Source organism: Duganella sp. GW822-FHT06D06, from assembly GCF_058799615.1.
Map to the genome: position 1 here is coordinate 421019 of NZ_JBXALQ010000002.1, position 24971 is coordinate 445989.

The window sequence follows — 24971 nt, forward strand, 5'->3', positions numbered from 1 at the left end:
CTCCATCAGCTCAACGGTGCTCGCCCGAGAGAGAGGAAGGATATGGTCGCGCAAACGTTCAAAGTTCAGAGTCATAGTTTTCCTACGTCTACTAACATCTTGATCCAGCTATCCTGTTCGCGGGCCTGGCAACGTATTTTCCGCACCCGTAGCATTCGTCGGCAATTGCACCGCTGGGGCATTCGCGGATACGGCTAGCCTATTGACTGTATCGGCCAGAGTTCGTTGGGAATTCATGTTCTCATATGCACGCACATCCCAGAAGAACAAATGATCGAAAACGCCGTTCCGTACATTCTGCTTTGCTGCATCAATCTTAGCAGCGGTTGCGTTACCGTTCTCAATAACGTCCACAGTCTTGTAGAAGATCTCAATGACCTGAAATTGATTGGTATTAACCCGTGCCGCGCGCATGACATCGGCAATTGTTGCGGTATTTGGTTGAGTTGCCCATCCGTCGAGGAACCGTATCGCAAGATCACGTGCCAAGATGATTTTTGGCGATGCGTTGTAGAAATCAGCACCGATCTCTTTGAAGAATAAGTCATCGCACAGCCCCCTCTTCACGAAGTCGCACATTTTTTCAACGGCCTTCTTGTCTACAACCTTGTCGTCGAAATGAACGTGCTCGACATCATAGGAATCATCAACAACGTCGATTCGTAGCGGGATGCCCAGGTTCTTCAGCGGCACGAGGACTGCTTTTTTCTCAACCGTTGAACGATTATTGAAGTGATTTTCTGCGAGGCGGTATGTGTCGTACCCCTTCAGCATCTCAAGAATCTCTAGCAATAGCTTCCGGGGATACTTACGACCCGCTTCTTGGCGCTTGATGATGACCCATGCCCCACCCCATGTGCCAATGAAGGCGGTCAGGACGCCAACTCCGAAAGTGATCATGTCGTTCATAAGAATCCAAGAAAGTTACACAAATATTCATGTAATGATTGTATTCAATTAATGGATATATTGACATGAAAAATCACGGATAGGTACGGTCTAGCACTTGATGCCAGTCTTCACGTGATTTCTATGAGTGGGAGCGTATGTATGAATATTTCCCGATTGGGAAATATCAGGGTAATGAAACCATACGACAAGGGCCCGTGATTTCTCACGGGCCCTTATGTATTCTGGCTCCCCGACCTGGACTCGAACCAGGGACCTGCGGATTAACAGTCCGCGACGCTTTCGGCTGGAAACCCGCATGAACACTGGTCCTCAGCGAAAACAGTGGGGAATATTTCAATGAATTCTATCACGTTTCAGCCCCAGAGACGCGATGTCCATCGCAGGATATTCCCCACATCGCGTGCTTGCTCAGGACTGGCCGCAGTAGCACAGTCGTTACAAACCGTTCCGGATTGGACCTCGACGCCGAGTTGCTCGTCGATTCCCAGTACTTGAAACGCCTGCGCCAGAGGATGAGAAAGAAGGCGCTCGACGGGGCCGTGAGGTTGTCCAAGCGGTTACAATTGGTGGCGTTTCAATCCGATAGATAGCGCCGATCCTCGGCATCGCTTCCCGGGAAAGCGATGTGGCAGACAAGATGTCTGCCATAACACCCAAAGGCATCTCCATCGCTCTGCTCCGCATATGGAGGCTTTCAAGGTGTAACCAATCTTGACGATGGCCACTCGACCTATTGCCATGCGTGGAATTTCAGACCTTCCTCTTCGAGATCATTGTCAATATGCAAGATTCGACATTCGTGAACTTCTAGTTAATCTCACTCTTACGCTGCCTCTATTCAAATTTCCCCCATCCTTGGACATATATGCCGCAAGTCAAAATGTTTGCTGCTTCTAACGGCGATGCGTTCCTCCTCAAGGACGAAAATCCTGATGGATTCGCCGTTCTGATCGACGGAGGATTCGCATCGACCTTTCAGAATGAGATCCGTTCAGAGCTGGCCGCGATGGGGCGAGAAGGACGTGTACTGGATTTGGTAATCGCAACGCACATAGATGCCGACCACATTTCCGGACTCATTAAATTCTTCTGCGACAACGGTCCCGCAAAAGCACCGAAGATCGTGAAAGTCGAGCGCGTATGGCACAACAGCTTGCGTTCGATTCCGGTCAACTCAAGTCGGGCAAGCAGGGAACTGTCCGATGATGACAACCGGCTGATTGACGACATTTGCAGGCGCGGCTTTTCACTTTCAAACGAGTCGTCGAGGCTCGGCGAAGAAATTAGCGCAAGACAAGGAAGCTCGCTCGCCTCTCTGCTCCTAAAAGGTGGCTACGACTGGAACGGATCGGACGGACGCCGCGCCATTGATACGAGTGTCGGTGAATTCGCCTTGGGACCCGGTGCCCGCATTACAGTCCTAGGCCCCAAACCAGAGCGACTTGGAGACTTGAGGGATCGTTGGATCGCCGAATTGCAGCGCTATGGGCTGGTCGGCAACGTGCTCGAAGGCGAGAGATTCGATGACGCGTTCGAATTCCTAAGCGCAGCCGACAAAGCGTCGATGCAAGCCGCCTTCGCCGAAATTGGGCACTCGCAGAACTCGGAAAAATCCTTGGGGGAAGCCTACCTTCCCGACGACTCGATCAATAACGGGAGCTCAATCGCGGTATCTATCGAAATGCCAGCATCGAATGTGTTGTTCCTGGGGGACTCCTGGGCACAGGATATCGAGGAAGCCATCGAGGAACGTGCTCACGGAGGGCTTCCGCTGGTATTCGACGCAATAAAGGTATCCCATCACGGCAGCATGCGCAATACGACCTGCAAACTACTGAGCCTGGTAGATTCCCCCGTCTATCTAATTTCAACAAACGGGGCGAAGCATGGCCATCCAGATCTTCCGGTCTTACGCGAAATCGTGGACAGGCCAAGCGCCTTCGTTCGGCACCTGCATTTCAGCCATTCGACGCCCCAATCTCGACAACTCTCGAAATACAAATCCAAGTCGGGCGCGGCATTCGTCGTGCATGAGAACAGCAACGACTGGATAGTAATAGGTACTGCGTAAAACTATGATAGACACTCAAATTAACGACGCCACCTGCCAAACAAAATGTGGGGAAACCTATGGAACCGCCTTCCTCATCGCAGACTCCATCCTCCTAACCGCGAGGCACTGCGTTCGGGATGCGATAGATTCCGGCACGGAGATTTCCGTGGCGTTTGCACGTCCCTCCGGGAAGCTAGAGTTGATTGCCAGAGTCTTGGCTGTCAATGAGGACCTTGACGCATGCTTGCTGTCTGTCTCGGAGGAAGCGGGCATACCAGCACTGGATCTGTCCGTTGATTTGCCGCGCGAAGGCAAGCAGTGGCAATCGCACGGCTTTCCCGTGCAAAAGGGATCAATCGGCTACCGCGCCTCGGGCGAAATCGTTCAGGTCCTGGAGGTCCCAATTCTCAAGATGGACTTGGACCTAAGCGTGTCAGCGTCGATCCAGCTATCTTCTTACGAGGGCCTCTCAGGCGCCCCGGTGGTAGCCGACGGAGTATGCACGGGCGTCCTTCGGTTACGAGTGGATGGCGGAGTCGGTGCGATAAGCGTAAAGGCCCTGGCAGCATTCCTTGTCGAAAACGGAATCTCGATGGCAAATTCGGCGCACGCCACTGTGCCTGAGCCAAGCGAGGGCACAATCGCTGCACGCAAGCAGTTCCAGGCTGAGTTTGAGGAACTTGTCCTGAGCTCCGCTGGCCAATACCTCTTTTTAGAGGGCGCTCATGGGATCGGCAAGACCACGTTTTGCCATAGGTTCAAGGCGCGCTCGGACAGATTCCTGACGCTCGGCACTTATAGCTTCGGCGGACAGTCAAGGACGGGCCCCGCGCCAGTTGTCCTTGCCCAACCCGACTATTTCTTCGATTGGCTTTCCACAGCGATTTCCAGCGCCGTTAGCGGACGCCCGTCGAGGGTAGAGGAAAAGAGGTACTCGCACCTGGTAGAAGAGACAGGCAGGTTACTGCAAGCATATTCGGAGCATTGCCAGAAACGGGGCAAGCAGGGCGTAATTTTCATCGACGCCCTGAACGAGGGCCATTTGGCTGACCGGGAGGCACTTGCCAAGCTGATCGGGCTCTTGCCACGGTCGCTGCCAGCCGATTTGGCCATCGTCTTTACGGCCCCGAATCTGAATCAGCTGACCAATGCCCTTGCTGGATACGTCCGGCAGGACAAAGTCATCCAGTTGCCCAGGCTCACCGAGGGCGAATGCGCGAGCTATTGCGCAAAGGGGCTCAGGGAAGAAAGAAGGACGCCGACACTTATCGCGACCATTTGCCAGAAGGCCAAAGGGCACCCGCTTTACCTAAGGTATCTGATCGAGTTCGCGAACGAAAGCGAAGAGCAGGAACTGTCGGACTTCCCCGTCTTGCAGGGGACGATTGAGGAATACTACGAGTCGCTGTGGGGCTCGTTGCTGCCCGATGCGGACGCCCTCAATCTGCTTGGACTCATTTCGCGATTGCGATGGGGCATACCAATTGCCGAGCTCGTTCCAGCGCTGACGCCGTCAGAACACGCCGTTTTCGTGCCGACGATAAGCAGGGTTCGCCACATGCTCGCGGCCGCTGATTCGACGGAGATTTACCACGCCTCGTTTTCGGAATTCATCCGTACGAAGACGTCGGCCCTGGATCGCTCCGCCCATGAAAAGATCGGACGGTACTGCTCACAGAATATGGGAACGAGGTACTGCACGTTGAACGCGGTTTTTCACCTGCTTCGATCCGCTGAAAGCTCGAAGCCAGAGGCCGTCACGCTTTGCTCCCAGAACTGGATCGACAACTGCGTCGAAATCGGAGTTGACCCTGACACTCTGATACTCGACCTGAAGGACTGCTTGGCAGCCGCAATTGCCCTTTCCGATGCAGCGAACGTCTTCAGGCTGCTCCTGTTGCAGCAACGACTGGAATTCCGCTACAACACGCTTTTCGCAAGGAACGCCTTCCTCGTCGCGGACGCGATGATCGCACTAAAGAAGCCACAGGATGCGATCCGGCACGCGATCAGGTTTGACCGGCCGATAATATCCTTGGAAGCAGGCCTGCACGTCTCGTACCGTCTCATCGAAAGCGGATATGAGGATGAGGTATTCGATCTTTTAGGGGCATTGAGCCAAGCGTTACACGAATATCGCTTTGCGAACACCGAAGGAGTTACGCTGGACGAGTTCGTCACTCAAACCCGCCTTGAGCTCCTGATGCCTATCCACGCGAACTGGACCGACGGGGTGAACAGAGGAAAACAGTTTTCCGGGATCCTTCGTCACGCGGCGGAACAAATAGAATCCGTACTTGACGAAAACGAAGATGCGTTGGAATTCTACATATCCACCATCAGGTCAGTTCCGGTCGGCGCATACTTGTACCACGCTGGCGTGTACACATCGGTTGACGCGTTGAGGTCGATTGATCCTGCGCTTATCGCCTCGCCAAAGGAACATGCCACGCTCCTCGCTCTCTCGCTTCTCGATTACCGGGGGTACGTCGAAAAATTCGGAAAACGCGAACGCCATGTGCCGTTAGGCGATCTCTTCAAGGATTTCTCGAAACTGCTTGACGAGACCGAACCGGGCATCGAATTTCACGAGGAAACGCTTGGCGTGCTGATCGAGCTAGGAGCACCGTCCGAGGTTGTGCAACGCCTGTCGAAACGCGTTCGCATCGACCAGATTACCGAGTCCGCGTTCGTGAAAGGCAATGGCGTTGACGTAGATTTCAACGCCCTCCAGCGTACGCTTAACCTATGGACGATAACCGGCTACTTGGATGCTGGCACGGACGTTCCCCTGGTCCGAGCCTTCGGCGCCCATGACTGGATCGACAGCCTGTCGCAGTTGGTCCGCACGGTGGCCTTATGCGGGGGGAAAGCTCGAAGGGCATTTGCCGACGCCAATGAATCGCTTTCCGAGGAGGTTTTGGCAATCCTGAAGTCGCACGTGATCGAGCAATTGGACTTCACGCTCGGACGCCGAATCGCGTGGGAAAACAGCTACGCAATCCCGGAAAGCGTGTTCCCGATAATCTACCAACGAGTGACAGTGCTCCTGCGCGATTGCTTCCCGGCGGAATTGCCGCCATTCCTCTTGGGGTTGGTGCCAAGAATGCCCAAACAACTCGGTCTCTATTCGGAAGGGTTTCGGGAAGCGACTACTGAGGTCTTGAACAGCTCTTACGCGGTGGACGCGAACGCGGCCTTGAGTGACGCTCGGTACGAAGTTATGCGTGGCTTGAGGGACTTCGTGATCGCCGGGGTCGAGAACCGCCACGAGCTCGTGCCTGAGCTGCTGAAGTTGGTCCCGAGGTTTGCCGCCGTGGGGGCTCACGAGGAAGCCGAGGCAATTTACCGCCGCGTCCTCTCGGTTTCCATGGGGCCGACATGGTACAAGGAGGACCAATTTGGTCTGCTCACGTCCGCGTTGCGCCATCTCCCCATGCCGGATGCCTCCACTCTGTCGCTACCGAAGGTGGCAGGATTCCTGGAGCGCGCCTCGGGAGAGCTCACCTTCCAAAGGTTTGCCCGGTACGCCAAATCCGAACTGATCAGCGAACTCTGCCGCCGCGATCTGCACGGTCTAGCGCGTCGGTACTTCCAACGGCAAGTATGCGGCAGTCCGGCCGAACTCCTGCAAGACGTAAGCCTCGGCCGGGCGGACCGAATCAGCGAAAGGATAGGCCCAAGACATCCCGGCGGCGCCCTCGACGAGCAGCATTCCATCCTTTCCATCGTGGAGGATTCGCTTTCTGCCGATTGGCGGCTGCGATTCGCGCTACTTCAGGTCTATCTTTGCGGCGATAAGAGGCACGTAGGGGATTACGCTGCCGCCTTCGCCAACGCGATCAAGCGAGAAGCCGACGGCGCGGAGAGTGCCGAAATGCGTGAACGCTTGGACCTCATCATCGCAACGGAAGTCTCCCATAACGAGCGTCAAGAGTTCCAAGAAAAAGTTGATTCAATTCTGGGCAAAAAGATTCAGAGCAAACCGAAAGGCGAGAAGGTTCAAGGTCCAGACCCGGAGCCAGCACCGGAAACCGGCAGCGAAGAGCGAGAGGCGTTCGTCATGCCAGGAGTATTCGGCCGACGGTCAGCGATGCAGTCTGCTGAGGCTCGGTTGGCAACAGCCGAAGGGCACATCAAAAGGAGGAATTTCGTCGCCGGACGCAAGGAAGCTGTGGCCGCGCTTTCAGAATTGCAGGACGGTGACTGGAACATTTGGGGCAACCTGTCGGCATCGGCTACGCGCGCCGAAGAGCTTCTACATGCGGGAAACGCTGGCGAAGCCGATCTCATCAAGAGCTACGGCGTGTTAATCGAAAACGAACGCTACGCTGACAGATGGCAGATCGCCGATCATCTGCTCAAAAAAATCGGGGGTATCTTGCCTGCCGCGAATGCCGCGTCACTCTGGAATCATGCATTGCAGCACGTCGGCTTAATGGTCGGCGACTCCGAGCATGAAACGCAACTGTTTGAATTCCTGTCTGACGCAAACGAGCAGAACGCGGACAGCGCGCTATTTGAATTGCTCCTGTGGACGCTAGACCATCCCCAGTGGCTTCGCCGGGAACGTGCCGCTGCCGCGACGCTGTGGATCATCGAGACAAAGGATGATTTCTTCGTGCGAGCTGCGAAGGAGGCGTTTTCTATGGCGCCCGGATACCGGGGGGACGTGCTATCAGGGGCAATTGATACGATGTCCAAGCGGAACCCAAAAGAGACCTGGGCGCGGCTGGCAAACGCCATCGAGGTGCTGGACGCGGCTTCCAATTGCAAGCACGTCGGACGGCTTTCCATCCTACTAAAACTCGCCACACGTGCCGCAGGCGACGAGGAAAGCGCGCGACAGGTCGCCGAGCTAATCAAGGGAGCGCTTAGATCGGGTGCAGTTGACCAGGGCGGAACAGGACAGCCACCTCGGATTTCATATTGGGCTGAGTGCTTGAGGACCGAATTGCGCGAACTTGACGACCTCGGTATCCCGACAAGTGAATTGCTTGCCGGGACCGAAGAGCTCCTCGTTAAATTGTGCTCCCCGCTATCGATCCATGATATGTGGGGATTGGAGAATAGCGTATCGCTGTCTTTTCGCGAGCCGAACCAGAGGATATTCAACCGCTGGGCGGGACTTGTGCGCCACGCACTTGCCTGTGCCCTGATGCCGTATGCATCCCTGCGCGACATTGAGCACATTGAAGCCGTATTGCGGATTTACAATCCGAATGTCCCCGAACGGAAGCTGGATGCTGAGTTCACGTCCTTTGGAAAGAGGATTTTAGCCGCAATCAATGGGGATGGGAATCGAAGCGACCTCATTGGCAACGACGAATACTATTACCTGAGCTACTGCGAATTTGTGGCGGACGCGGCCGGTGAAAAATCCGAATTGGTCGAAGTATTCGCTACGATAATTTTGCGCCCATCCGAAAGGAAGCGTGCTTATGCGGCAAGCGTTGGCGCGAGGTTCAACGCGACAGACCTACCCAACCTCAGCGAGCTTGGCGACGTCGTAGGCCCAACCTGCCTAAGGCCAATTCCGATGCAGGCCCTATTCGGCACGTTCTCACCCGGTGTTCCTTCGCCCACTTTCCTGGGCATCGTCGGCGCGGCTGGCGGCGACATCGTCCAAAAGACCTGGCGGCACGGACGTTCGTTTGAGGTCCACAACGGCGGCAGGCCCGAAGGTGAAGGATGCATGCTTGGAGTCCGAAAAGACTCCGTCAAACTTCCGGCGGGAAGCGCTCTGGTTTGGACCGTTATGGTCAGTGGCGAGCCCGCCTTCGTAATCGACAACAATTTGAACAAGCTAAATTAACGATATGATAAAGCCCATGAAAACCCCGCAGACGCGTGCCGAATTCGAGCGGCGGCTGCATCTGCTTCGAGAGCAGCTTCGGCAGGGGAAGATGTTTTTTTCAGCGAACGTCGTCCGTGGCGTCGACGGTCTTCAACGCGTTAGAAAGCTGCCAAACGGACGGATTGACTTCCTTTCCGTCGACGAATCGACCCGCTTGCAAGCGAACATGATGGTTCAATTTCAGGAGGAACTTTCAGACCTGCCGAATCATGACGCCACATCGACGGACGAAGAGTAATCCTGGCCTGTCCATTCCACTACGGGAAACCAAGCGATTGCACTGTGACTGTATTTTCCACTTTTGTCCGTGCGGCATGGGTACGCGATTTTCCGCAAATCCTTGACGAGCTGGCTCCCGTGCATAAGATAGGGGGGTGAAGGCGCGTCAACGCCTCCACCCCTCATCCAAGCCCCGGATTACAGGACGCCACTTCCGTACCGCTGCCGCTGCGGTTAACCGGAGACATATGGAAGGGAGTGATCGCATCTCCCGAGTATGCCGCCAGGAACGCGGACCTCAAGTCGTCGTACGCGTGGGACCGCCTCATCGAGCACTACGCCGACGACCTCCTTACTGACGGCATGTTCAGGCTTGCGAAACGGGGGTTCCGCGCTTTGGCGTACGCATAGTAGGTTAGTTAAGAAAGCGGGATCGCCATGCTATTCCGGATGGCGAATATGGCAAGGGAATTTGCGAGTCTTCCACGAACGCATGGAAGCGGCATGCGTATTCCACGCAAACTGGACACCTGTTCCGCCGCAAACTGGACAGTCGTTCCAGCGAAAACTGGACACCCGTTCCAGACCAAACTGGACACCTGTTCCAGGCCAAACTGGACACCTTGGGCGCAACGGCGCGGGGTTGAGGTGTGGTTTTACTCCTGACGGGGCGAACTTGTCAAATTGGCCCGCTTTTTCCGCAGCGAATCGCCTTTCAAATTGAGCTGGTGGGCGTTGTGGACCAGACGGTCGAGGATGGCGTCGGCCAGGGTGGCGTCGCCGATGGCGGCGTGCCAATGTTCAATCGGAAGCTGGCTGGTGACGATGGTCGAGCGGCTGCCGTGGCGGTCATCAAGTACTTCCAGCAGGTCGCGCCGGTGGGCGTCGTCGAGCACCGCCAGCCCCCAATCATCGATGACGAGCACGTCTATTTTGGCCAGTTGCTTGAGCAGCTTCATGTAGCGCCCGTCGGCGCGTCCGATGCTGAGTTCGTCGAGTAGTCGCGGCAGGCGCACGTAATAAGCGCTGTGGCCCATGCGGCAAGCTTGGTGCGCCAGCGCGCAGGCCAGCCAGGTCTTGCCGACGCCGGTGGGGCCGGTCAGCAGCACGTTCTGTTTTTCCGACAGCCACAGGCCGGCCAGCAGCCGTTGGTACAGCGCCTTGTCGAGCCCGCGCGCGTGGCGATAGTCGGTGTCTTCGGCGGCCGTGTTGGGTTTGAGCTTGGCCCGCTGCAGACGCAACGCCAGCGCCTTACCATCGCGTTCGCTCACTTCGTGCTCGACCAGCAGGCCAAGCCGCTCTTCGAATCCGAGGTGCTCCAGGTCCAGCGCGCTCTGTTGGGCGAAGGCGCGTGCCATTCCGAACAGCTTTAGGCGGGTCAGTTTGTCGTAGGTCGGGTGGTTCAACATCGGTCATCCTTTCGTGGCTGGGGCGCCGCCGGCTGCCGGCGCTCCACATTGTTTGCGTAAATGGTTTATACCGTTTAAATCGTTTTAGTGAATCTGGCTCGATTGGTAATAGGCCGCGCCGCGCAGGTTCTCGTGCTCGGGCAGGTCGAGCGTGCGCTGCGCGTCCTGCTGCTGCAGGTCGAGGCCGTTATTGAGGATGGCCTGCACGCTTTTCCAGCTGACGGCGCTGTGCTTGAGTGCGCGGGCGCAGGCCGCCTCCAGCCGGCCGATGCCGTACTTCTGCCCCAGCGACAGCACGCCCAGGCAACTGCGGAACGCCTGCTGCGGATGCTGCCGCTGGTTCAGCAGCCGTTCCACCAGCACCGCGCAGCGCGGCCCCACGGCTTCGGCGCGCGCCGTCAACGTCTGCGCGTTCCAGCCGGCCACCTCGCGGTGGGCCGGCGGCATGTGTGCGGCCACCGTCGTGTGGCGACCCTTGAAGGCGCACTGGGCGTGGCTGGCGATACGCTGGCCGCGCTGGAACACTTCGACCGTGCTGCGCGTTATGCGCACGTCCACCTGGGCCCGCGCGTGCAGGCACGGAACCGAGTAATAGTGGCCCTCGACCTCGATATGGTAGTCGACGCCGACCCGCGCCACCTTCCATTCTGCGTACTCGTAGTGCTGCTCCGGCAGCGCACGCAGGGCCGGCTGGTCCATCTCGGCGAAGGCGCTAGCGCGACTGCCGGGCAGCTTCTTGAAGGGCCGCTGGTTCAGGTCGGTCAGCAGCGTGCGCAGCGACCGGTTCAGTTCGTTGAGGCTGAAGAAGCGCTGGTGGCGCAGCCGCGCCAGCACCCAACGCGTAACCACCAGCACGCCGTTCTCCACCTTGGCCTTGTCCTTGGGCCGGCGGGCGCGGGCCGGCAGCACGGCCACGCCGTAATGCTCGGCCAGGTCGTGGTAAGTGGGGTTGAGGTCCGGCTCGTAGCGCGAGGCCTTCGATACGCCGCTGCGCAGGTTGTCAGGCACCCACAGCTCGGTGCAGCCGCCGAAGAACGCCAGTGCCCTCACGTGGCTGCCTATCCAGTCCGGCAGTTGCTGGCTCCAGGTGGCCTCGATGTAGGTGTAGTTCGACGCGCCCAGCACGGCCACGAACACCTGGGCGTTGCGGATTTCGCCGGTGCTGCCGTCAGTCACGCCGACGGTCTGGCCGGCGTAGTCGATGAACAGGCGCTCGCCCGGCGTGTGGGTTTGCCGCATCGACGTTGTCAGTTGTTGGCGCCAGCGCCGGTAGTGCTCGCAGAACGCGCTGTACTGGTAGCCGTCCGGTTGCTCGGCCTTGTACTCTTGCCACAGCAGTTCCAGCGTCACGCCCTTGCGGCGCAGCTCGTTGTGCACGGTCGGCCAGACCGGCGCTGGCCGCTGCACGGACGACGGCTCGCAGGGCGGAAACAGCAGCCGCTCCAGCGCGGCGTCGTCGCACTCGGGTGGCAACGGCGAGGACAGGCCGGCCAGCTTGGCGCGGGCCACGTAGTCGGAGACGGTGGAGGGAGAGACGTTGATGATGCGGGCGATTTCCCGCTTGGAGCGGCCGTGCTCGAAATGCAGCCGCAGGACTTCATGGATTTTGCGCATGGATAACCTTTTATTGGCCAAGCAACCCTCCGGATAAAAATCCGGCAGGTTGCCACAGTTATCCCCTTGCCGTTGGCCCTACTCAGGCCGCTTCAAACTGTCCAGTTTGGAGCGGAATCAGTGTCCAGTTTGCGCTGGACCAGGTGTCCAGTTTGGCGTGGAACGCGTGTCCAGTTTGCGCTGGACCAGGCGTCCAGTTTGCCGTGGAATGGGTGTCCAGTTTGGCGCGGAAAACGCAAGCGGCACGGGAGGAATATTCCCCAAGTGGGGAATATCTGGGGAATAAACGAACGAAAGCGGCCCCGCGATTGCTCGCGGGGCCGCTTGTATTCTGGCTCCCCGACCTGGACTCGAACCAGGGACCTGCGGATTAACAGTCCGTCGCTCTACCAACTGAGCTATCAGGGAAAAGAGGCCGCATTATATACGGCCAATTTCTAGCTGTCTAGGCTAGCAGGCAAATTTCCAAAAAATCAGAAGCTACCCTTGAACTGCACGCCGAACTGGCGCGGTTCGTTGACGAAACCGGTCAGGTTGTTGAAGTCGATCGCGCCGATGATGCGCTCGGTGTTGGTGATGTTGCGACCAAACGCCGCCACTTCATACTTGCCGCCCTGCCAGTTGTAACCCACGCGCAGGCCGCCTTCAACCATGGCCTTGCCGGTGAATTCCTTGGCTTCGTACAGGAAGAAGTTGATCTTGCTGCGGTAAGCCCAGTCGGTCAGCACGAACAGGTTGCCGTCGGCCAGCGCCCAGTTGTAGCGCGCGGTGGCGTTCAGGATAACCTTGGGCGCCTGCGGCAGCGGGTTGCCGTTGATGCTGACGCGGCCGGCCGCGTTCAGCGGGTCGGTCACGGTGCACGAACCGCACTTGGCAACCGACAGCGATGCATCTTCGATCTTGGTGAAGTTGTACGAACCGCCGGCGGTGACCTTGAAATCAGGCGTCACGAAGGCTTCGAAGTCCGCTTCCAGGCCGCGACCGACGGTCTTGGCTGCGTTGATCAGCTTGGTCACGTTCGAGGTGCCGCCGACCACGGTCAGCTGCTGGTTCTTCACGTCGTAGTTGTAGATGCTGACCGATGCGCGGGCGCGGCGGTTGAACAGGTCGGCCTTGATACCGGCTTCGTACGACACGATGGTTTCAGCATCGGCCACGGTGATCGGCACCGAGGCCGACGCGGCGGCGATACTCGGCGCGCGGAAGCCGGTCGCTACGCGGGCGTAGGCGTTGACGTCCTTGTTGATCTTGTAGGTCGCGCTCAGGTCCCAGTTGGCTTTGTTCTTGCTCTCGTCCACCGACTTGGGACCGATCTGCGTCACGTTGAACGATTCAACGGTGGCGAAGTCCTTCTTGTCGTGGGTGTAGCGCAGGCCGCCGCGCAGCACCCATTGGTCCGACAGGTCATAGGTCAGCGAGCCGAACACTGCCGCAGCGGTGTTGTTCTGGTGGCTGGCCAGGTGCGAGGTTTGCAGCTGGGTGTTGCTGTCGAAGTTGTCGCTGTAACCGCTGGCGCTTTCCTTGAAGTAGTAGACGCCGGTCTGCCAGTTCAGCGGACCCGGGTTCTTCGACTCGACGCGGAATTCCTGGGTGTACTGCTGCAGGCCGCTCAGGCCCCCGCCGGTCTGCACTTGGAACGGAATGAAGCCAGGGCCGGCCGGGCTGCCGCCGTCGATGTCGCCGCGGCTGTAGTAATTGTCCACGGCTTCGTAGCCGGTGATCGAGAACAGCTTGACCGCGCCCAGGTCCCAGCTCAGGCGGGCATTGGCGCCGTTGGTGCTCAGGCTCTGCGTGTTCTGGCCGTTGGTGGCGATCTTGGTGAAGCTGTAACCGTCGGCGAAGTCGTTGCTGCCCTTCTTGATCAGGTTGGCGCGGAACAGACGGGCGCTGCCGTCGGTGGTGCGCGAGTGCACATTGAACAAGGCGCTGAAGGTGGTGCTCGGGGTGTACAGGAACTGCACGCGCTCGGCGTGTTCGTTGTAGCCTTCCAGCGCATCGTTCTGTTTGGTGAAGGTGTTGTCGACGAAGTTGTCGCGGTGCTGGCGCAAGGTCGAAACGCGCATCGCCCATTCGCTGCTCAGCGGCAGGTTGACGGCGCCTTCGGCGTTGATGGTGTTGTGGGTCGCCCACGACAGGTTGTAATAGCCTTCAATCTTCTTGGTGTTCGGCTTTTCGGATTCAAACTTGACCACGCCGGCCGGGGTGTTGCGGCCGAACAGCGTGCCCTGCGGGCCGCGCAGCACTTCCACGCCAGCCACGTCGAAGATCGGGAAACCTTTCAGGATGCCGTTTTCCTGCACCACGTCGTCATACACCAGCGACACCGGCTGCGAAGCGAAGGTGCTGAAGTCGGTATTGCCGTAGCCGCGGATGTAGAAACGCGGGAAGGTGCGGCCGTTCGACGATTCCACGTTCAGCGACGGCACTTTGCCGGCCAGCAGGCGGATGTCCTGGCCGCCGGACAGCAGCACGTCCAGTTTCTCGTCCTTCAACAGCGTCACCGAGACCGGCACGTCCTTGATGTTTTCGGCACGGCGCTGGGCGGTGACGGTGACGGTTTCCAGTTGCGGCTGGGCGGCGGTTTGCGCCATGGCGGTACCGATAGGCATAACGGCGCTCAGCGCCAGCAGGCGCTTGTGCATCTTCGACAGTTTGATCATTCAATTTCCCGATTTTGAGGTAAGGCAAAGAGTTAAAAACAGTGTCTCCTGTTCTCTCTTTCTTTTTGATACCACCCGGTCATCTATCGTGTCCGTGGCGGCGCAAGCGGAGGTGAGGCCGTTTTTCGATGTCTAGAATGCACCGTCTTGCAGAAAGGCGGTATTTTCTTTCATTGATAGCAGGTATTGCAAGGGCAATATAAGCAAATGGGAATTTACTGTTAGAAATTTGGTGCATCAGGAGGGCGGACTGAATAATAAAAGGCTACTCAGCCCGCCGCACCGGTATGGACGACAGATCGATCAAGCTGCCTATTCAGCCATGCCGGATCGCCAAACGTTGTTGTTGCACAACAGGCCTTGCCGCCGGACGCGGCGCAGCGGCGCCGGCGGCGGATTTCTCGTTCCCGAGCACGAAGTGGCTCATCGCCTGGACCAGGGCCTGGGCCTGCTCCTCCAGGCTGGCGGAGGCCGCCGCCGTCTGTTCGACCAGGGCGGCGTTCTGCTGGGTCATGTCGTCCATCTGCGTCACGGCGTCGTTGACCTGCTCGATGCCGGCGCCCTGCTCGGCCGAGGCGGTCGCGATGTCCGACATGATGATGGTGATGCGCTGCACGCTGGTGACGATCTCGCCCATCGCCTCGCCGGCCTGGTCGGCCAGCCGGTTGCCGACCTCGACCCGCTCGACACTGCGGTTGATCAACTCCTTGATTTCCTTGGCGGCGGCGGCCGAACGTTGCGCCAGGTTGCGCACCTCGGAAGCGACCACCGCGAAGCCGCGGCCCTGCTCGCCCGCGCGCGCCGCCTCCACGGCGGCGTTCAGCGCCAGGATGTTGGTCTGGAAAGCGATGCCGTCGATGACGCTGATGATGTCGACGATCTTGTGCGAACTCTCGTTGATCTCGCCCATGGTTTGCACCACTTGCGACACCACTTCGCCGCCGCGGCTGGCGACATCGGCGGCGCTGATCACCAGCTGGTTGGCCTGGCGGGCGTTGTCGGCGTTCTGCCTGACGGTGGAAGTCAGCTGCTCCATCGATGACGCGGTCTCTTCCAGATTGGAGGCCTGCGATTCCAGCCGTGCCGACACGTCGGCATTGCCGCTGGCGATGTCGCGCGTGGCGGCGCTGATATGGTCGACGCTGCCCCGCACGTCGCCGACGATGCCGCGCAGGCTGTCGTTCATATCCTTGAGCGCACGCAGCACCTGCCCCACTTCGTTGGGCGCGCCGACGTCGAAGTCGCTCACCAGGTTGCCGCGCGCAACGCTTTGGGCGACGGCGATGGCGTTGCTCAATGGCCGCGTCACCGAGCGTGAAATCAGCAGCGCCACATAGCCGGCCAGCGCCACCAGGCCCAGCATGGTGCCCAGCATCATCCAGCGGGTGGTGTAGAAGGCGCGGATCTTTTCGTCCAGCAGGGCGTCGAGCTGCTTGCTGGCGACGGCGTTCAGTGCGAACTGCAGGTCGATGGCCTGGGTCGACAACACCACGTAATTCTCGGCAGAATAGGTCAGCGCCTCCGGCTGCACGATCTCATGGACGGCCAGCTCGGTGATCTTGTTGGCAGCCTGGGCAGCCTCGCGCATGGCTGGCGCCAGCGCGGTTTCGAACTCCGGGTTGTAGCGGGCCGCCTTGCCGAACGCCGTCAGCGTCTGGTCCAGCCGATCCGTCACGCGCGCGACGATGGACGACAGCAGCAACCTGTCGGCCGGGCTGGCTTCCTTCTTCGCCAGCAGGCCGGCGCCCTTGGCGCGGGTCTTGCCCAGCTCCTCGGACAGATAGGGCAGCTGATAGAACATGGCCTGGATCAGCTGATAGGTGTCGCGGTCGGGATCGAGGCTGAGGCCGTAGTAGTCGCCGATCAGGTCGTTCACCTTCAGCAACTTGGGCATCAGCGCGGTATGGGCGGCGTAGCTTTGCGGCACCGTCAGGCTTTTTGAAGAAACCTGGGAGCGCAAGGTCTGCCAGTCGCTGCGCGCCTGCGCCCAGGCGGCATCGAGCGCAGCGTCGTGCAACGTTTTGACCAGGGCATCGGTGGCCGCGTAGGCGCTGTCGGCCTCCTGCTGCTTGGCGGCGCGTTTGTCGTCCGAGGTGACGCCGCCCAGCACCAGCGCCGCCAGGCCGCGATGCTGCTGGGTCAGCTGCACCATGCGCAGGCCGCCCACCACGGCCGGCATGCCGGCGCGCTCGCCCAGATAAGCATCCAGCCCCTTTGCCGCTTCGCGCAGGTACAGCCAGGTGGGGATGCTTGCCAGGATCAGTGCGATCAGGCTCAGGATCAGGAACTTGTGCCCGAGCCGCAGGCCGCCAAGTAGGGTGTGCTTGTCCATATCGCGCCTCCATGAGTGTAGGTCACCGGGCCGCACCCAACCGACAATTACGGCCTCTTGCTTTTGATCATAGTCCTATCACGGGCGGTCGTGGTGGCTTTAATAACACAAGTCACCGATCGCCGCTACTACATGCCCAGCGACCTCAGCAGCTCGTCGTTGGCCTCGTCTTCCGCCGAAGCAGACGGGGCGCTTGATCCGCCGCCCTGGTTGCCGCGCTCCAGATCCATCAGTGCGTCCGTATCGGTGATCTCGCTGGAATCGAAATCGTGCAAACGAATGAACTCGGTACGGTCGATAGCGAGCTCCAGATAAAAGATATTACTCTTTTCCGTATAGAACGTGACGCGCCGCATCTCAGGGCGATCCAACGGTGTGTCCACGCTGAGCATCACCTGCTTGGTCAGCACCAGCATCTTCGGCTGGTTCTGCGTGATATTGGTCTGCAGCTCGCGCCGCACCTTGCCGGTGAAGTCGCCGACGATCTGGTTCATCAGCTCGCCCATGATGTTGGACACCTCGTCCGACGTATGGGAACTGGCCAGCTCGGACTTCGGCATGCCCATGTGCAGCATATAGCGCTCGTAGATTTCCATGGCCGTGTCGGCCGCGAAGTTCAGCACCACCAGCCCGGTGAAGCCGCCGTCGAACAGCACGAAACAGCCGATATCGGGCTTGAGGCCGGTCTTGGTGATCCGCTGCACCATGCCGGAATAATTGACCTTGCTCTGGGTGGCGACGTTCAAGACACGGGTCACCGAGTTGCACAGACTCATCAACAAGTCTTCGGTCCCGTACACAACTTCCTTCTTTTCCTCGCTCATGATCTACCTCTGGTTATTTTTAAAAGATGAAAGCACGGTTTCCTGGTCCAGCGAGAGACGGAACAAGACCACTTCGCTCAGCAAGCGGACGACCTCATCTTTCCATTCCTGGTCCCTGCCGCCGGCCGGCAGGGAGGCCAGGGTGCGGCGCAACAGCGCCACTTCGCGCTCGAGCTCACACACCCGCTGCACCTGATCGACCGCCTCGACTGAGATGACCATCGCTGTTCCTTCCGGCCAGAAATAAGATTCAGAATACCGAGGTGCAAGATTCCCGTCCACCTGAATCGCGCATTTCGGTGAGATTTGCGTGCCAAAATGCAAAAAGCCCAACGCTGGAAATTAACGCCGAGCGCATGCCGCCTCCGCACGCCGACTACCACAGGATGGATGAGTGCACCTATAATCGGCCCAGCAGGGAGACATAACAATGCGAATAATTCTTGCAATACTAGTCAGCTTGGTGTGCATGCGCGTCGACGCCGAAGACTTGCGTGTGCCGAAGTTCAGCCAGCGCGAGCCTTGGGCGGGTTACATCGTCGAGCTCCTGACCGAGGCGCTGGCGAGGACGCGCGGGCCCGAGCCCGACCAATGGCGCTGGGTGGAGACCCGGATGAACCAGGACCGCGCGTTTGCGCTGCTGCGGGCCGGCCAGGACCTGGATATCTACTGGAGCATGACGTCGATGGCGCGCGAGCAAGGCGTGATCGCGGTTCGTATTCCGTTGATGAAAGGCTTGCTCGGCAGCAGGCTGCTGATCATCCGCAAGGATGCGCTCGACAAATTCGACCGCATCAAGACCCTCGACGACCTGAAGACCATCAGCATCGGGCAAGGCCTGGATTGGCCGGACGCGGCCATCAAGACCGCGGCCGGGCTGCGTGTGGTCAGCTCGTCCTCGTATGAAACCCTGTACTTGATGCTGAAGGCCAGGCGCTTTGATGGCATTTCGCTGGGCGCGAACGAGGTCGACGAGGAGCTGGCCAAGCAGCGGGACCCCGAGCTGACCATCGAGAGGAATATCGCGATCGCCTATCCGGCGCCGGTGTTTTTCTTTGTCACGCCGACGAAGAAGGCGCTGGCCGAACGCATCGAAAAGGGCTTGCGGCTGATGCTGGAGGACGGCAGCTTCAACGCGATCTTCGACAAGCGCTGGAGCAAATCGCTGCTCGCCAACAATATGAAGAACCGTCTGGTGTTTCATCTACCCAATCCGCTGCTGTCGCCGCAGACGGCGGCGATGATACGACAACATCCCGAATACTTCCTCTTCCCGCCGTTGCGGCAGGAGAAATAGGGACCCGAAATCAGCCCGTCTTTGACTGTCGAGCCAGCCAGTCTCGCACAGCGTCGTTCACCCGAGTTTGCCATCCTTTTCCACTCGCTTTGAGTGCATCGAGAACGTCTTGATCGAAGCGAATGGTGGTTGGCACCTTGGGCTTGACCTTGACGCTTCCGATCGGACGGCCACGACGGGCCACAATCTGTTGTGGGGTAGTCACTCGTCCTTCGCCGTGCATGGCTTGATCCAGACTTCGCAGCAGTGCCTCTTCAAACTCGACAGTTTCAGAATCAATTGCTCGCCTGGTTTGCTTGTTCATCAAACTTCCCCTTCAACCTTAGCAGGAACTCCGGCCGTAAATTATCGAACTTGGCCTTCGCGTACACAAGCAGAAGCACCAACGCTCCTCTGGCAAGGCGCGTGAAGTAGGTCACGCGCGCGCCACCGCGCTTGCCGACACCCTGCCGCGCCCAACGAGCAACAAGGATAATCTGTTAATACAATTAATTAAAGCAGGCGCATCAACGAAACGCGCTACTCCATCTGAAAAAAAATCAAGATGACTACATGGCATGGCGAATAGTTCGTAAATAATCCCGCGTAGCAAACAGCGCGCTACGCCGTAGTGCTCACCATGCGCAAATAAATGGGGCTCGGAAACGCAAAAAGCCCAACCGGTAAAGGCTGGGCTTTCTGATCCTGCTAAATTCTGGCTCCCCGACCTGGACTCGAACCAGGGACCTGCGGATTAACAGTCCGTCGCTCTACCAACTGAGCTATCAGGGAATTGAGGCCCGAATTATATCCGCTCAAAAAGGATTTGGCGACCCCGCCGTGAATTTTTTTTATGCAGAGCGGCGGCGGCGCGCAATCGCGCCCACCAGGCCCAGGCCGGCCAGCAGCATGGCATAGGTTTCCGGCTCAGGCACAGCAGCGGTGACCGAAACGTTGTCCAGCGCCGCGCCATAGTAGGAGTTGGCTGGGCTGCCGGCGAAGGTCAGCGTGCTCAGGGCCGAGGTGGCGACGAAGCTGAAGCCTTCGGTCTGCCAGCCCATGGCGCTGTGCGAGCTGCCGGCCAGCGCGAACGAGTAGCTGTGCGGATCGGTCACGCCAACGCTGATGGTCTTGTCGCCGCCGCCGTCATGGTTGCCGGCCAGGCTGAAACTGACGTTGTACGTGGCGCCGACCGTGGTGGCGAACGACTGGGAGATCGTGCCGGCGCCGCCGCCGTTCAGGTCCAGGCTGTAGCTGCCGCCGGCAGGCTGCCAGTAGCTGCGGATCAGGTCCACCGTGCCGGCGTTGATGGTCCAGCCATCCAGGCCGGAGCCAAAGGTGACGAAATTGCCGCTGAAAGCGTTCGCGGCGGACTCGAAGCCGCCATTGGCGATCAACTCCGGCGATGCATGCGCCAGCGGAGCCAGCGTGGCCAACGCGGCGATTGCCGCCAGTTTTTTAATTTTCAACATGTTGTCTTCCCCATTTAGTATCACAACGGCAACTAGGATTTCCTAGAATTAACGTCATGGTATACGATAACAAGGAAACATCAACGGTTACATTTTGGAAACATCTTGAAAACAACAGGTCCCGGGTTTGGCCGCTTTCCGGACTATGCGGGCGGCGGACTTGGCGGCGCCACGCGCGGCACCCGCAGCGTAAAACAGGCGCCCCGGCCCGGCTCGCTAACCACCTGCACGCCGCCGCACAGGGCGGTCGTCACCTGGTTGTAGACCACGTGCAGCCCCAAGCCACTACCGCCCTGCCCCAGCCGGGTGGTAAAGAAGGGCTCGAACACGCGCACCAGATTGGCTTGCGGGATGCCGACGCCGTCGTCGGCAACGCTGATTTCCACAAAATCGTCGGCATGCAGGCAGGCCGCGATGCGGATCTGGCCTTGCGCCCGGTCGGGGAAGGCATGCACCAAAGCATTGTTGACCAAATTGAGCATGGCCTGCTCGAGCGCGCCGGGGTAGCTATCCAGGGTGATGTCGCCGTCCACCTCGCACAGTACCTGGTGGCCGCTCTGGCGGATGAGCGCCCCCACGGTCGCCAGGATCTCGCCGAATGTCTTTTTCAGGTCGAATTGACGCCGGCGCTTGCTGGACTGGTCCACCGCAACCTGCTTGAAACTGTCCACCAGCTCTGCCGCCCGTCCCAGGCAGTGCAGCAGGATATCGGCGCCCTGGTCGACGCCGCCAATGAAGTCATGCATATGTTTGCGCGTCACGCCCGCCTCCAGCTCCTTGGCGATCGTGCCGACGTTGCTTTTAAGTGTGCTGGCGACCATCAGGCCGTTGCCGATCGGCGTATTGAGCTCATGCGCGACGCCCGCCACCAGATTCCCCAGGGCCGACATCTTTTCCGCGCGCAGCAATTCGGCTTGCATCGCGCCGATCTTGTTCAGCGCCGTCCTCAACTCGTCGTTGCTGAGCGACAGCGCGTGGTTGGCGTTGAGCAGGTCGGCATTGCTTGAGATCAATTTCTGCTGCTGCTCCATGACCTTGAAATCCGCCTCGATCGCCTTCTTAATCTCCCACAGCAAATCGACGTAACGCTGCTGGTATGAGCGCTTCTTGCTGTCGAGTACGCAGATCGTGCCGAACACTTCGTTGTCGGGCCATAGCAGCGGCACCCCCAGATAGGAAATCATGTTCAGCGCGACATCGGGATTGTCTTGCCAGTGCTCATCCTCCAGCGCGTGCGGCACATGCAGCAGCGCCCGCGTCGCCATCACCGTTTCGCAGTACAGGCCGGTGTGCAGGTTGGCTTTCTCGTAGGCTTCGTAAGGATTGCCCGGCGTGTGGCTGGACACCAACACTTCGATCTGCTCCGCCCCGACGCGCATGATCAAGCCGGCCGGCACATCGAAGATGCCCGCCATCACATTCGTTGTCTGCTGCCACTTCCCCAGGAAATCGTCAGAAACGATACGTTGTTGGAACATGAGGGCAAGCTCCTTGATCAGTCGGCACAAGGGACACAAATTGCATGCTGATTGGCAAATGGTAGGCCCATTTGCAGGAAATCTGTGAAATATTATGCGGCCGCGCTGGTGGCATCAGTTGGATTCGCCTCCCATGAGGAGATGCAAACCCGAAAACAATCTGGCTATAATGAAACAAGCTAACTGGACTGATGGGGGCGCCGATGTGGTTAACCGCCGTAGTTTTTGCCGCGACCGCCGCTGCGAGCCCCGTCGCGGAGCAGGCGCCGGCCAGTCCCAGCCCCACCACCGTCAAGATAGGCCTGCAGAGCGTGATCGCGCCCTTCGTGCTTTCGGGCCGCGCATCCGGTTTGTTTGCCGACGTGCTGCGCGCCGCATTCGCATCGCAGCACGTCACCGTCGAATTCCTTTACCTGCCCAATGTGCGTTTTGAAGAGCAATTTCGCCAAGGCGTGTTCGACGTTACGACGGCATCCGCGCCTCGGCAATCGCAGGATGGTTATCTGAGCCGGTGGCCGGTTACATATTTCCACAACATGGCGATCACCGTGCGCAGCCGGATTCCAACGCTGGCAAGCATGGATGACTTGAAAAAGTATCGGGTGACCGCGTTCCGCAACGCGCAAATGCTACTGGGGCCGGCCTACGCCGCGGCGACGGCGCATCATCCGCATTACAGGGAGGCGGTGACCATGCCCTCAGGCGCCCTGCTGCTGGGCCGCACAGACATCATCATTTCCCAGCCTGACGTGTTCCGCTATTACCTCGGACAGCAATTGCCCCAGCACCGCATTGCCGAAACGGAACTGGCGTACCACGACGTGCTGGGGCCGGGAAAATTCTACTGGATGCGGTTTCGCACGGAGGCGCAGCGGGATGTGTTTGAGCGCGGCATTGCGCAACTTTACGCCAGCGGGGAGATCGACCGCATCCTGGAGCGCTACCAGCGCGATTACGGCGTGACGCGTGACTTCTTCATCGCGCTGGATTGCCATTTCCGGCCGGAGCTGGCGCCACAGAAATGCAGGAAACTCCTCAGGTAATCGCTGCAATGCAAAAAGCCCAACCGGTTAAGGCTGGGCTATTCTGTATTCTGGCTCCCCGACCTGGACTCGAACCAGGGACCTGCGGATTAACAGTCCGTCGCTCTACCAACTGAGCTATCAGGGAAAAGAGGCGACATTATAGCTGCTCACAGCCAATTTGGCTTCCCCTTGGGGAAAATTTTCCTCAGGCGCCCTGGCGCCGTACGCCCGCCTTGCCGGCGCCGGGGTGCAAATGCCTTGGCGGCATGACAACACCAGCCTCGCCGGCCGGTGCGCCAGGCAGGTCATCATCCAGCATGCGCACCAGCGGCGCCATCGCCAGCCGCTCGTCCGGGGTCGTGGTTTGCAGCGCCAGGTCGCGCGCGATGTCGCGCAACCGCCATTGAATTTCCCGGCAAGCCACCTCGCGCTCGAACAGCAACATATGGTCCGTCCCGGCGCCCAGGTCCGGCTCGGGCCGCAAATACACGTCCAGGCCGGTGCTGATGAAGGCGCGGCGGATATTGCGCACCCGCTCCATCGTCTTGTGCAACAGTTGCAGCGTGCAGGCCGACTTCGCCGCCGCCCCCACCGTCAGTCCCTCGCCGATGTCGAGGATGGCCGCAATGCGGGCAAACAAGCGTCCCACGCCCTCCCCGCCCTGCGCCGGAACCGGATCGGTACCCGCTTCCGGGGCGGACATCCGCAACGCGCCCGAGATGGCCGACAGCAACTGGTGCGAGTGCTCGCCCGGGATGATCTTCAGCGCCAGCTCGGCCCGTTCCAGCGGGTGATCTTTCAACAACAGGCCGGCGATCATCTCCGCCACCGCCACCGCCTGGCCGGGCGCGCTGATCTGCTCGCCGCCGATCTGGCGCGGGTAGCCGCTGCCGTCGAAGCGCTCGTGATGCTCGGCCACCGCCCGGCCGACCGCGAACGGATAGCCGCCCAGCTCGTCAATAAGCATCTGGCCGATGCGCGGATGCACGACCACGTGCGACCACTCATGCGGCAACAGCCGCCTGCCGCGCGCCAGGTGGGCGGGGGCGATGTACAGCTCGCCGATATCGTGCAGCATGCCCGACAGGCCGGCCACCATCTGGTCCTGTTCGCTCAGGCTCTGCTTTTGCGCCATGCAGATGGACAGCAGGCTGACCAGCACCGCGTGTTCCAGCGCCTGGGCGCCGCTGCGGTCGGCCACGGTCAGCATCATCTCCAGCGCGCTGCCGAATTCCAGCCGCCCCAGCTGCGCCAGCACCGAGGGGCCGCCCTTGCTGGTGGCCCGCACGATGTGAGCCACCGACGGACTGGTATCGATCAGGCGGCTTGCGATGGCGACGATGGCGCGCGCATCGACGCTGCCGCTCGCCCGCACGCAACTTTCAAACGGTTGCCGCAATTTATGCAGGATCAGCTTTTCCTGGAGCGCGCGGGTAACCCGGGTGCCCTTGGCGACCAGCTTCAAGCCGCGCACGTCGAGAATGTCGACGATCACCTCCACCTCCATGACTTCGGCCACCGACATCACCTTTTCCAGGTAGTGGCGATTGACAGGGGTGGCGTGCAGGGCTGACATGGGGTTCCTTCCGGTAACGGCGCGAGGCCGGGATTTCAACTATCGAAATGATAGTCCTGAAGTTACCGCAAGGCAATATACATTACTACGTAGAAATAAAAACCAGATTCTCCGTCGCGGACGAAAAAAAACCGCATGCGGCGTTTAGGCACACATGCGGCTTTCGAATTCTGGCTCCCCGACCTGGACTCGAACCAGGGACCTGCGGATTAACAGTCCGTCGCTCTACCAACTGAGCTATCAGGGATTAGCACTGCTTTCAGG

At 59.3% G+C, this 24971-nt stretch carries 16 protein-coding genes and 4 tRNA genes; 5 read left to right on the top strand and 15 right to left on the bottom strand.

The window, feature by feature from the left end; genetic code table 11:
* Nucleotides 1–108 precede the first annotated feature (108 nt).
* Nucleotides 109–909: a hypothetical protein gene (locus AC1RMD_RS05145; protein ID WP_492924277.1), complete on the bottom strand. Its 801-nt coding sequence runs from the start codon at nt 907–909 to the stop codon at nt 109–111.
* A gap of 868 nt (nt 910–1777) precedes the next feature.
* Between AC1RMD_RS05145 and avs1a the strand changes: the two genes are divergently transcribed.
* From avs1a to avs1c, 3 genes are read left to right on the top strand one after another with little or no spacing between them, the layout of a single operon-like run.
* The gene (gene avs1a / locus AC1RMD_RS05150) at nt 1778–2983 is read left to right on the top strand and encodes an AVAST type 1 anti-phage system MBL fold metallo-hydrolase Avs1a (RefSeq protein ID WP_492924279.1); all 1206 of its coding nucleotides are present in this window, start codon (nt 1778–1780) and stop codon (nt 2981–2983) included.
* Between the two features lie 4 nt (nt 2984–2987).
* Nucleotides 2988–8780 carry an AVAST type 1 anti-phage system protease Avs1b gene (gene avs1b / locus AC1RMD_RS05155; protein WP_492924281.1) on the top strand — a complete coding sequence of 1931 codons (5793 nt, stop codon included), beginning with the start codon at nt 2988–2990 and terminating at the stop codon, nt 8778–8780.
* 16 nt (nt 8781–8796) lie between these two features.
* A complete protein-coding gene (avs1c, locus tag AC1RMD_RS05160; RefSeq protein ID WP_492924284.1) occupies nt 8797–9060 on the top strand; it encodes an AVAST type 1 anti-phage system protein Avs1c in 264 nt (87 codons plus the stop codon).
* Nucleotides 9061–9697: 637 nt separating this feature from the next.
* Here avs1c and istB read toward each other — a convergent pair.
* The 7 genes from istB to AC1RMD_RS05195 all read right to left on the bottom strand — a co-directional run bounded on the left by istB (nt 9698) and on the right by AC1RMD_RS05195 (nt 18102).
* Entirely contained in the window at nt 9698–10450 is a 753-nt protein-coding gene (gene istB / locus AC1RMD_RS05165; protein WP_492924286.1) for an IS21-like element helper ATPase IstB, read from the bottom strand.
* 84 nt (nt 10451–10534) lie between these two features.
* Nucleotides 10535–12064, bottom strand: coding sequence for an IS21 family transposase (gene istA, locus AC1RMD_RS05170; RefSeq protein WP_492924288.1), 1530 nt, complete (start codon nt 12062–12064; stop codon nt 10535–10537).
* Between the two features lie 332 nt (nt 12065–12396).
* Nucleotides 12397–12472: transfer RNA gene (locus tag AC1RMD_RS05175), tRNA-Asn, on the bottom strand.
* A gap of 65 nt (nt 12473–12537) precedes the next feature.
* Complete coding sequence (locus AC1RMD_RS05180; protein ID WP_492924290.1) at nt 12538–14724, bottom strand: TonB-dependent receptor; 2187 nt, start codon at nt 14722–14724, stop codon at nt 12538–12540.
* 316 nt (nt 14725–15040) lie between these two features.
* On the bottom strand, nt 15041–17056 hold the full coding sequence (locus AC1RMD_RS05185) for a methyl-accepting chemotaxis protein (protein ID WP_492924292.1): 2016 nt from the start codon (nt 17054–17056) through the stop codon (nt 15041–15043).
* Nucleotides 17057–17184: 128 nt separating this feature from the next.
* Entirely contained in the window at nt 17185–17880 is a 696-nt protein-coding gene (locus AC1RMD_RS05190; protein ID WP_492924294.1) for a DUF3334 family protein, read from the bottom strand.
* Nucleotides 17881–17883: 3 nt separating this feature from the next.
* A complete protein-coding gene (locus tag AC1RMD_RS05195; RefSeq protein ID WP_492924296.1) occupies nt 17884–18102 on the bottom strand; it encodes a hypothetical protein in 219 nt (72 codons plus the stop codon).
* Nucleotides 18103–18349: 247 nt separating this feature from the next.
* On the opposite strand from AC1RMD_RS05195, the gene AC1RMD_RS05200 reads away from it, so the two are divergent.
* Complete coding sequence (locus AC1RMD_RS05200; protein WP_492924298.1) at nt 18350–19177, top strand: substrate-binding periplasmic protein; 828 nt, start codon at nt 18350–18352, stop codon at nt 19175–19177.
* Nucleotides 19178–19187: 10 nt separating this feature from the next.
* On the opposite strand, the gene AC1RMD_RS05205 is transcribed toward AC1RMD_RS05200, so the two are convergent.
* The 4 genes from AC1RMD_RS05205 to AC1RMD_RS05220 all read right to left on the bottom strand — a co-directional run bounded on the left by AC1RMD_RS05205 (nt 19188) and on the right by AC1RMD_RS05220 (nt 22106).
* Nucleotides 19188–19481, bottom strand: coding sequence for a BrnA antitoxin family protein (locus AC1RMD_RS05205; protein ID WP_492924300.1), 294 nt, complete (start codon nt 19479–19481; stop codon nt 19188–19190).
* Nucleotides 19482–19872: 391 nt separating this feature from the next.
* Nucleotides 19873–19948 (bottom strand) — tRNA-Asn (locus AC1RMD_RS05210).
* A gap of 59 nt (nt 19949–20007) precedes the next feature.
* On the bottom strand, nt 20008–20628 hold the full coding sequence (locus tag AC1RMD_RS05215; protein ID WP_492924302.1) for a choice-of-anchor C family protein: 621 nt from the start codon (nt 20626–20628) through the stop codon (nt 20008–20010).
* Nucleotides 20629–20771: 143 nt separating this feature from the next.
* The gene (locus tag AC1RMD_RS05220) at nt 20772–22106 is read right to left on the bottom strand and encodes an ATP-binding protein (RefSeq protein WP_492924304.1); all 1335 of its coding nucleotides are present in this window, start codon (nt 22104–22106) and stop codon (nt 20772–20774) included.
* Between the two features lie 203 nt (nt 22107–22309).
* Here AC1RMD_RS05220 and AC1RMD_RS05225 point away from each other — a divergent pair, with 203 nt between their 5' ends.
* Nucleotides 22310–23149, top strand: a complete 840-nt coding sequence (locus AC1RMD_RS05225) for a substrate-binding periplasmic protein (protein WP_492924306.1) — start codon at nt 22310–22312, stop codon at nt 23147–23149.
* A gap of 51 nt (nt 23150–23200) precedes the next feature.
* On the opposite strand, the gene AC1RMD_RS05230 is transcribed toward AC1RMD_RS05225, so the two are convergent.
* From AC1RMD_RS05230 to AC1RMD_RS05240, 3 genes are all read right to left on the bottom strand, one after another.
* Nucleotides 23201–23276, bottom strand: a tRNA-Asn gene (locus tag AC1RMD_RS05230).
* 60 nt (nt 23277–23336) lie between these two features.
* On the bottom strand, nt 23337–24707 hold the full coding sequence (locus AC1RMD_RS05235; RefSeq protein ID WP_492924308.1) for an HD-GYP domain-containing protein: 1371 nt from the start codon (nt 24705–24707) through the stop codon (nt 23337–23339).
* 171 nt (nt 24708–24878) lie between these two features.
* Nucleotides 24879–24954 (bottom strand) — tRNA-Asn (locus tag AC1RMD_RS05240).
* Between the last annotated feature and the right edge of the window lie 17 nt (nt 24955–24971).

What these genes read in the sequence shown, in the direction of transcription:
- AC1RMD_RS05235 (WP_492924308.1), bottom strand. Translation starts at nt 24,707, where the DNA reads ATGTCAGCCCTGCACGCCACCCCTGTCAATCGCCACTACCTGGAAAAG.
- AC1RMD_RS05220 (WP_492924304.1), bottom strand. Translation starts at nt 22,106, where the DNA reads ATGTTCCAACAACGTATCGTTTCTGACGATTTCCTGGGGAAGTGGCAG.
- AC1RMD_RS05215 (WP_492924302.1), bottom strand. Translation starts at nt 20,628, where the DNA reads ATGTTGAAAATTAAAAAACTGGCGGCAATCGCCGCGTTGGCCACGCTG.
- AC1RMD_RS05180 (WP_492924290.1), bottom strand. Translation starts at nt 14,724, where the DNA reads ATGATCAAACTGTCGAAGATGCACAAGCGCCTGCTGGCGCTGAGCGCC.
- AC1RMD_RS05195 (WP_492924296.1), bottom strand. Translation starts at nt 18,102, where the DNA reads ATGGTCATCTCAGTCGAGGCGGTCGATCAGGTGCAGCGGGTGTGTGAG.
- avs1b (WP_492924281.1), top strand. Translation starts at nt 2,988, where the DNA reads ATGATAGACACTCAAATTAACGACGCCACCTGCCAAACAAAATGTGGG.
- AC1RMD_RS05200 (WP_492924298.1), top strand. Translation starts at nt 18,350, where the DNA reads ATGCGCGTCGACGCCGAAGACTTGCGTGTGCCGAAGTTCAGCCAGCGC.
- AC1RMD_RS05190 (WP_492924294.1), bottom strand. Translation starts at nt 17,880, where the DNA reads ATGAGCGAGGAAAAGAAGGAAGTTGTGTACGGGACCGAAGACTTGTTG.
- istA (WP_492924288.1), bottom strand. Translation starts at nt 12,064, where the DNA reads ATGCGCAAAATCCATGAAGTCCTGCGGCTGCATTTCGAGCACGGCCGC.
- AC1RMD_RS05145 (WP_492924277.1), bottom strand. Translation starts at nt 909, where the DNA reads ATGAACGACATGATCACTTTCGGAGTTGGCGTCCTGACCGCCTTCATT.
- avs1c (WP_492924284.1), top strand. Translation starts at nt 8,797, where the DNA reads ATGAAAACCCCGCAGACGCGTGCCGAATTCGAGCGGCGGCTGCATCTG.
- AC1RMD_RS05185 (WP_492924292.1), bottom strand. Translation starts at nt 17,056, where the DNA reads ATGGACAAGCACACCCTACTTGGCGGCCTGCGGCTCGGGCACAAGTTC.
- istB (WP_492924286.1), bottom strand. Translation starts at nt 10,450, where the DNA reads ATGTTGAACCACCCGACCTACGACAAACTGACCCGCCTAAAGCTGTTC.
- AC1RMD_RS05205 (WP_492924300.1), bottom strand. Translation starts at nt 19,481, where the DNA reads ATGAACAAGCAAACCAGGCGAGCAATTGATTCTGAAACTGTCGAGTTT.
- avs1a (WP_492924279.1), top strand. Translation starts at nt 1,778, where the DNA reads ATGCCGCAAGTCAAAATGTTTGCTGCTTCTAACGGCGATGCGTTCCTC.
- AC1RMD_RS05225 (WP_492924306.1), top strand. Translation starts at nt 22,310, where the DNA reads ATGTGGTTAACCGCCGTAGTTTTTGCCGCGACCGCCGCTGCGAGCCCC.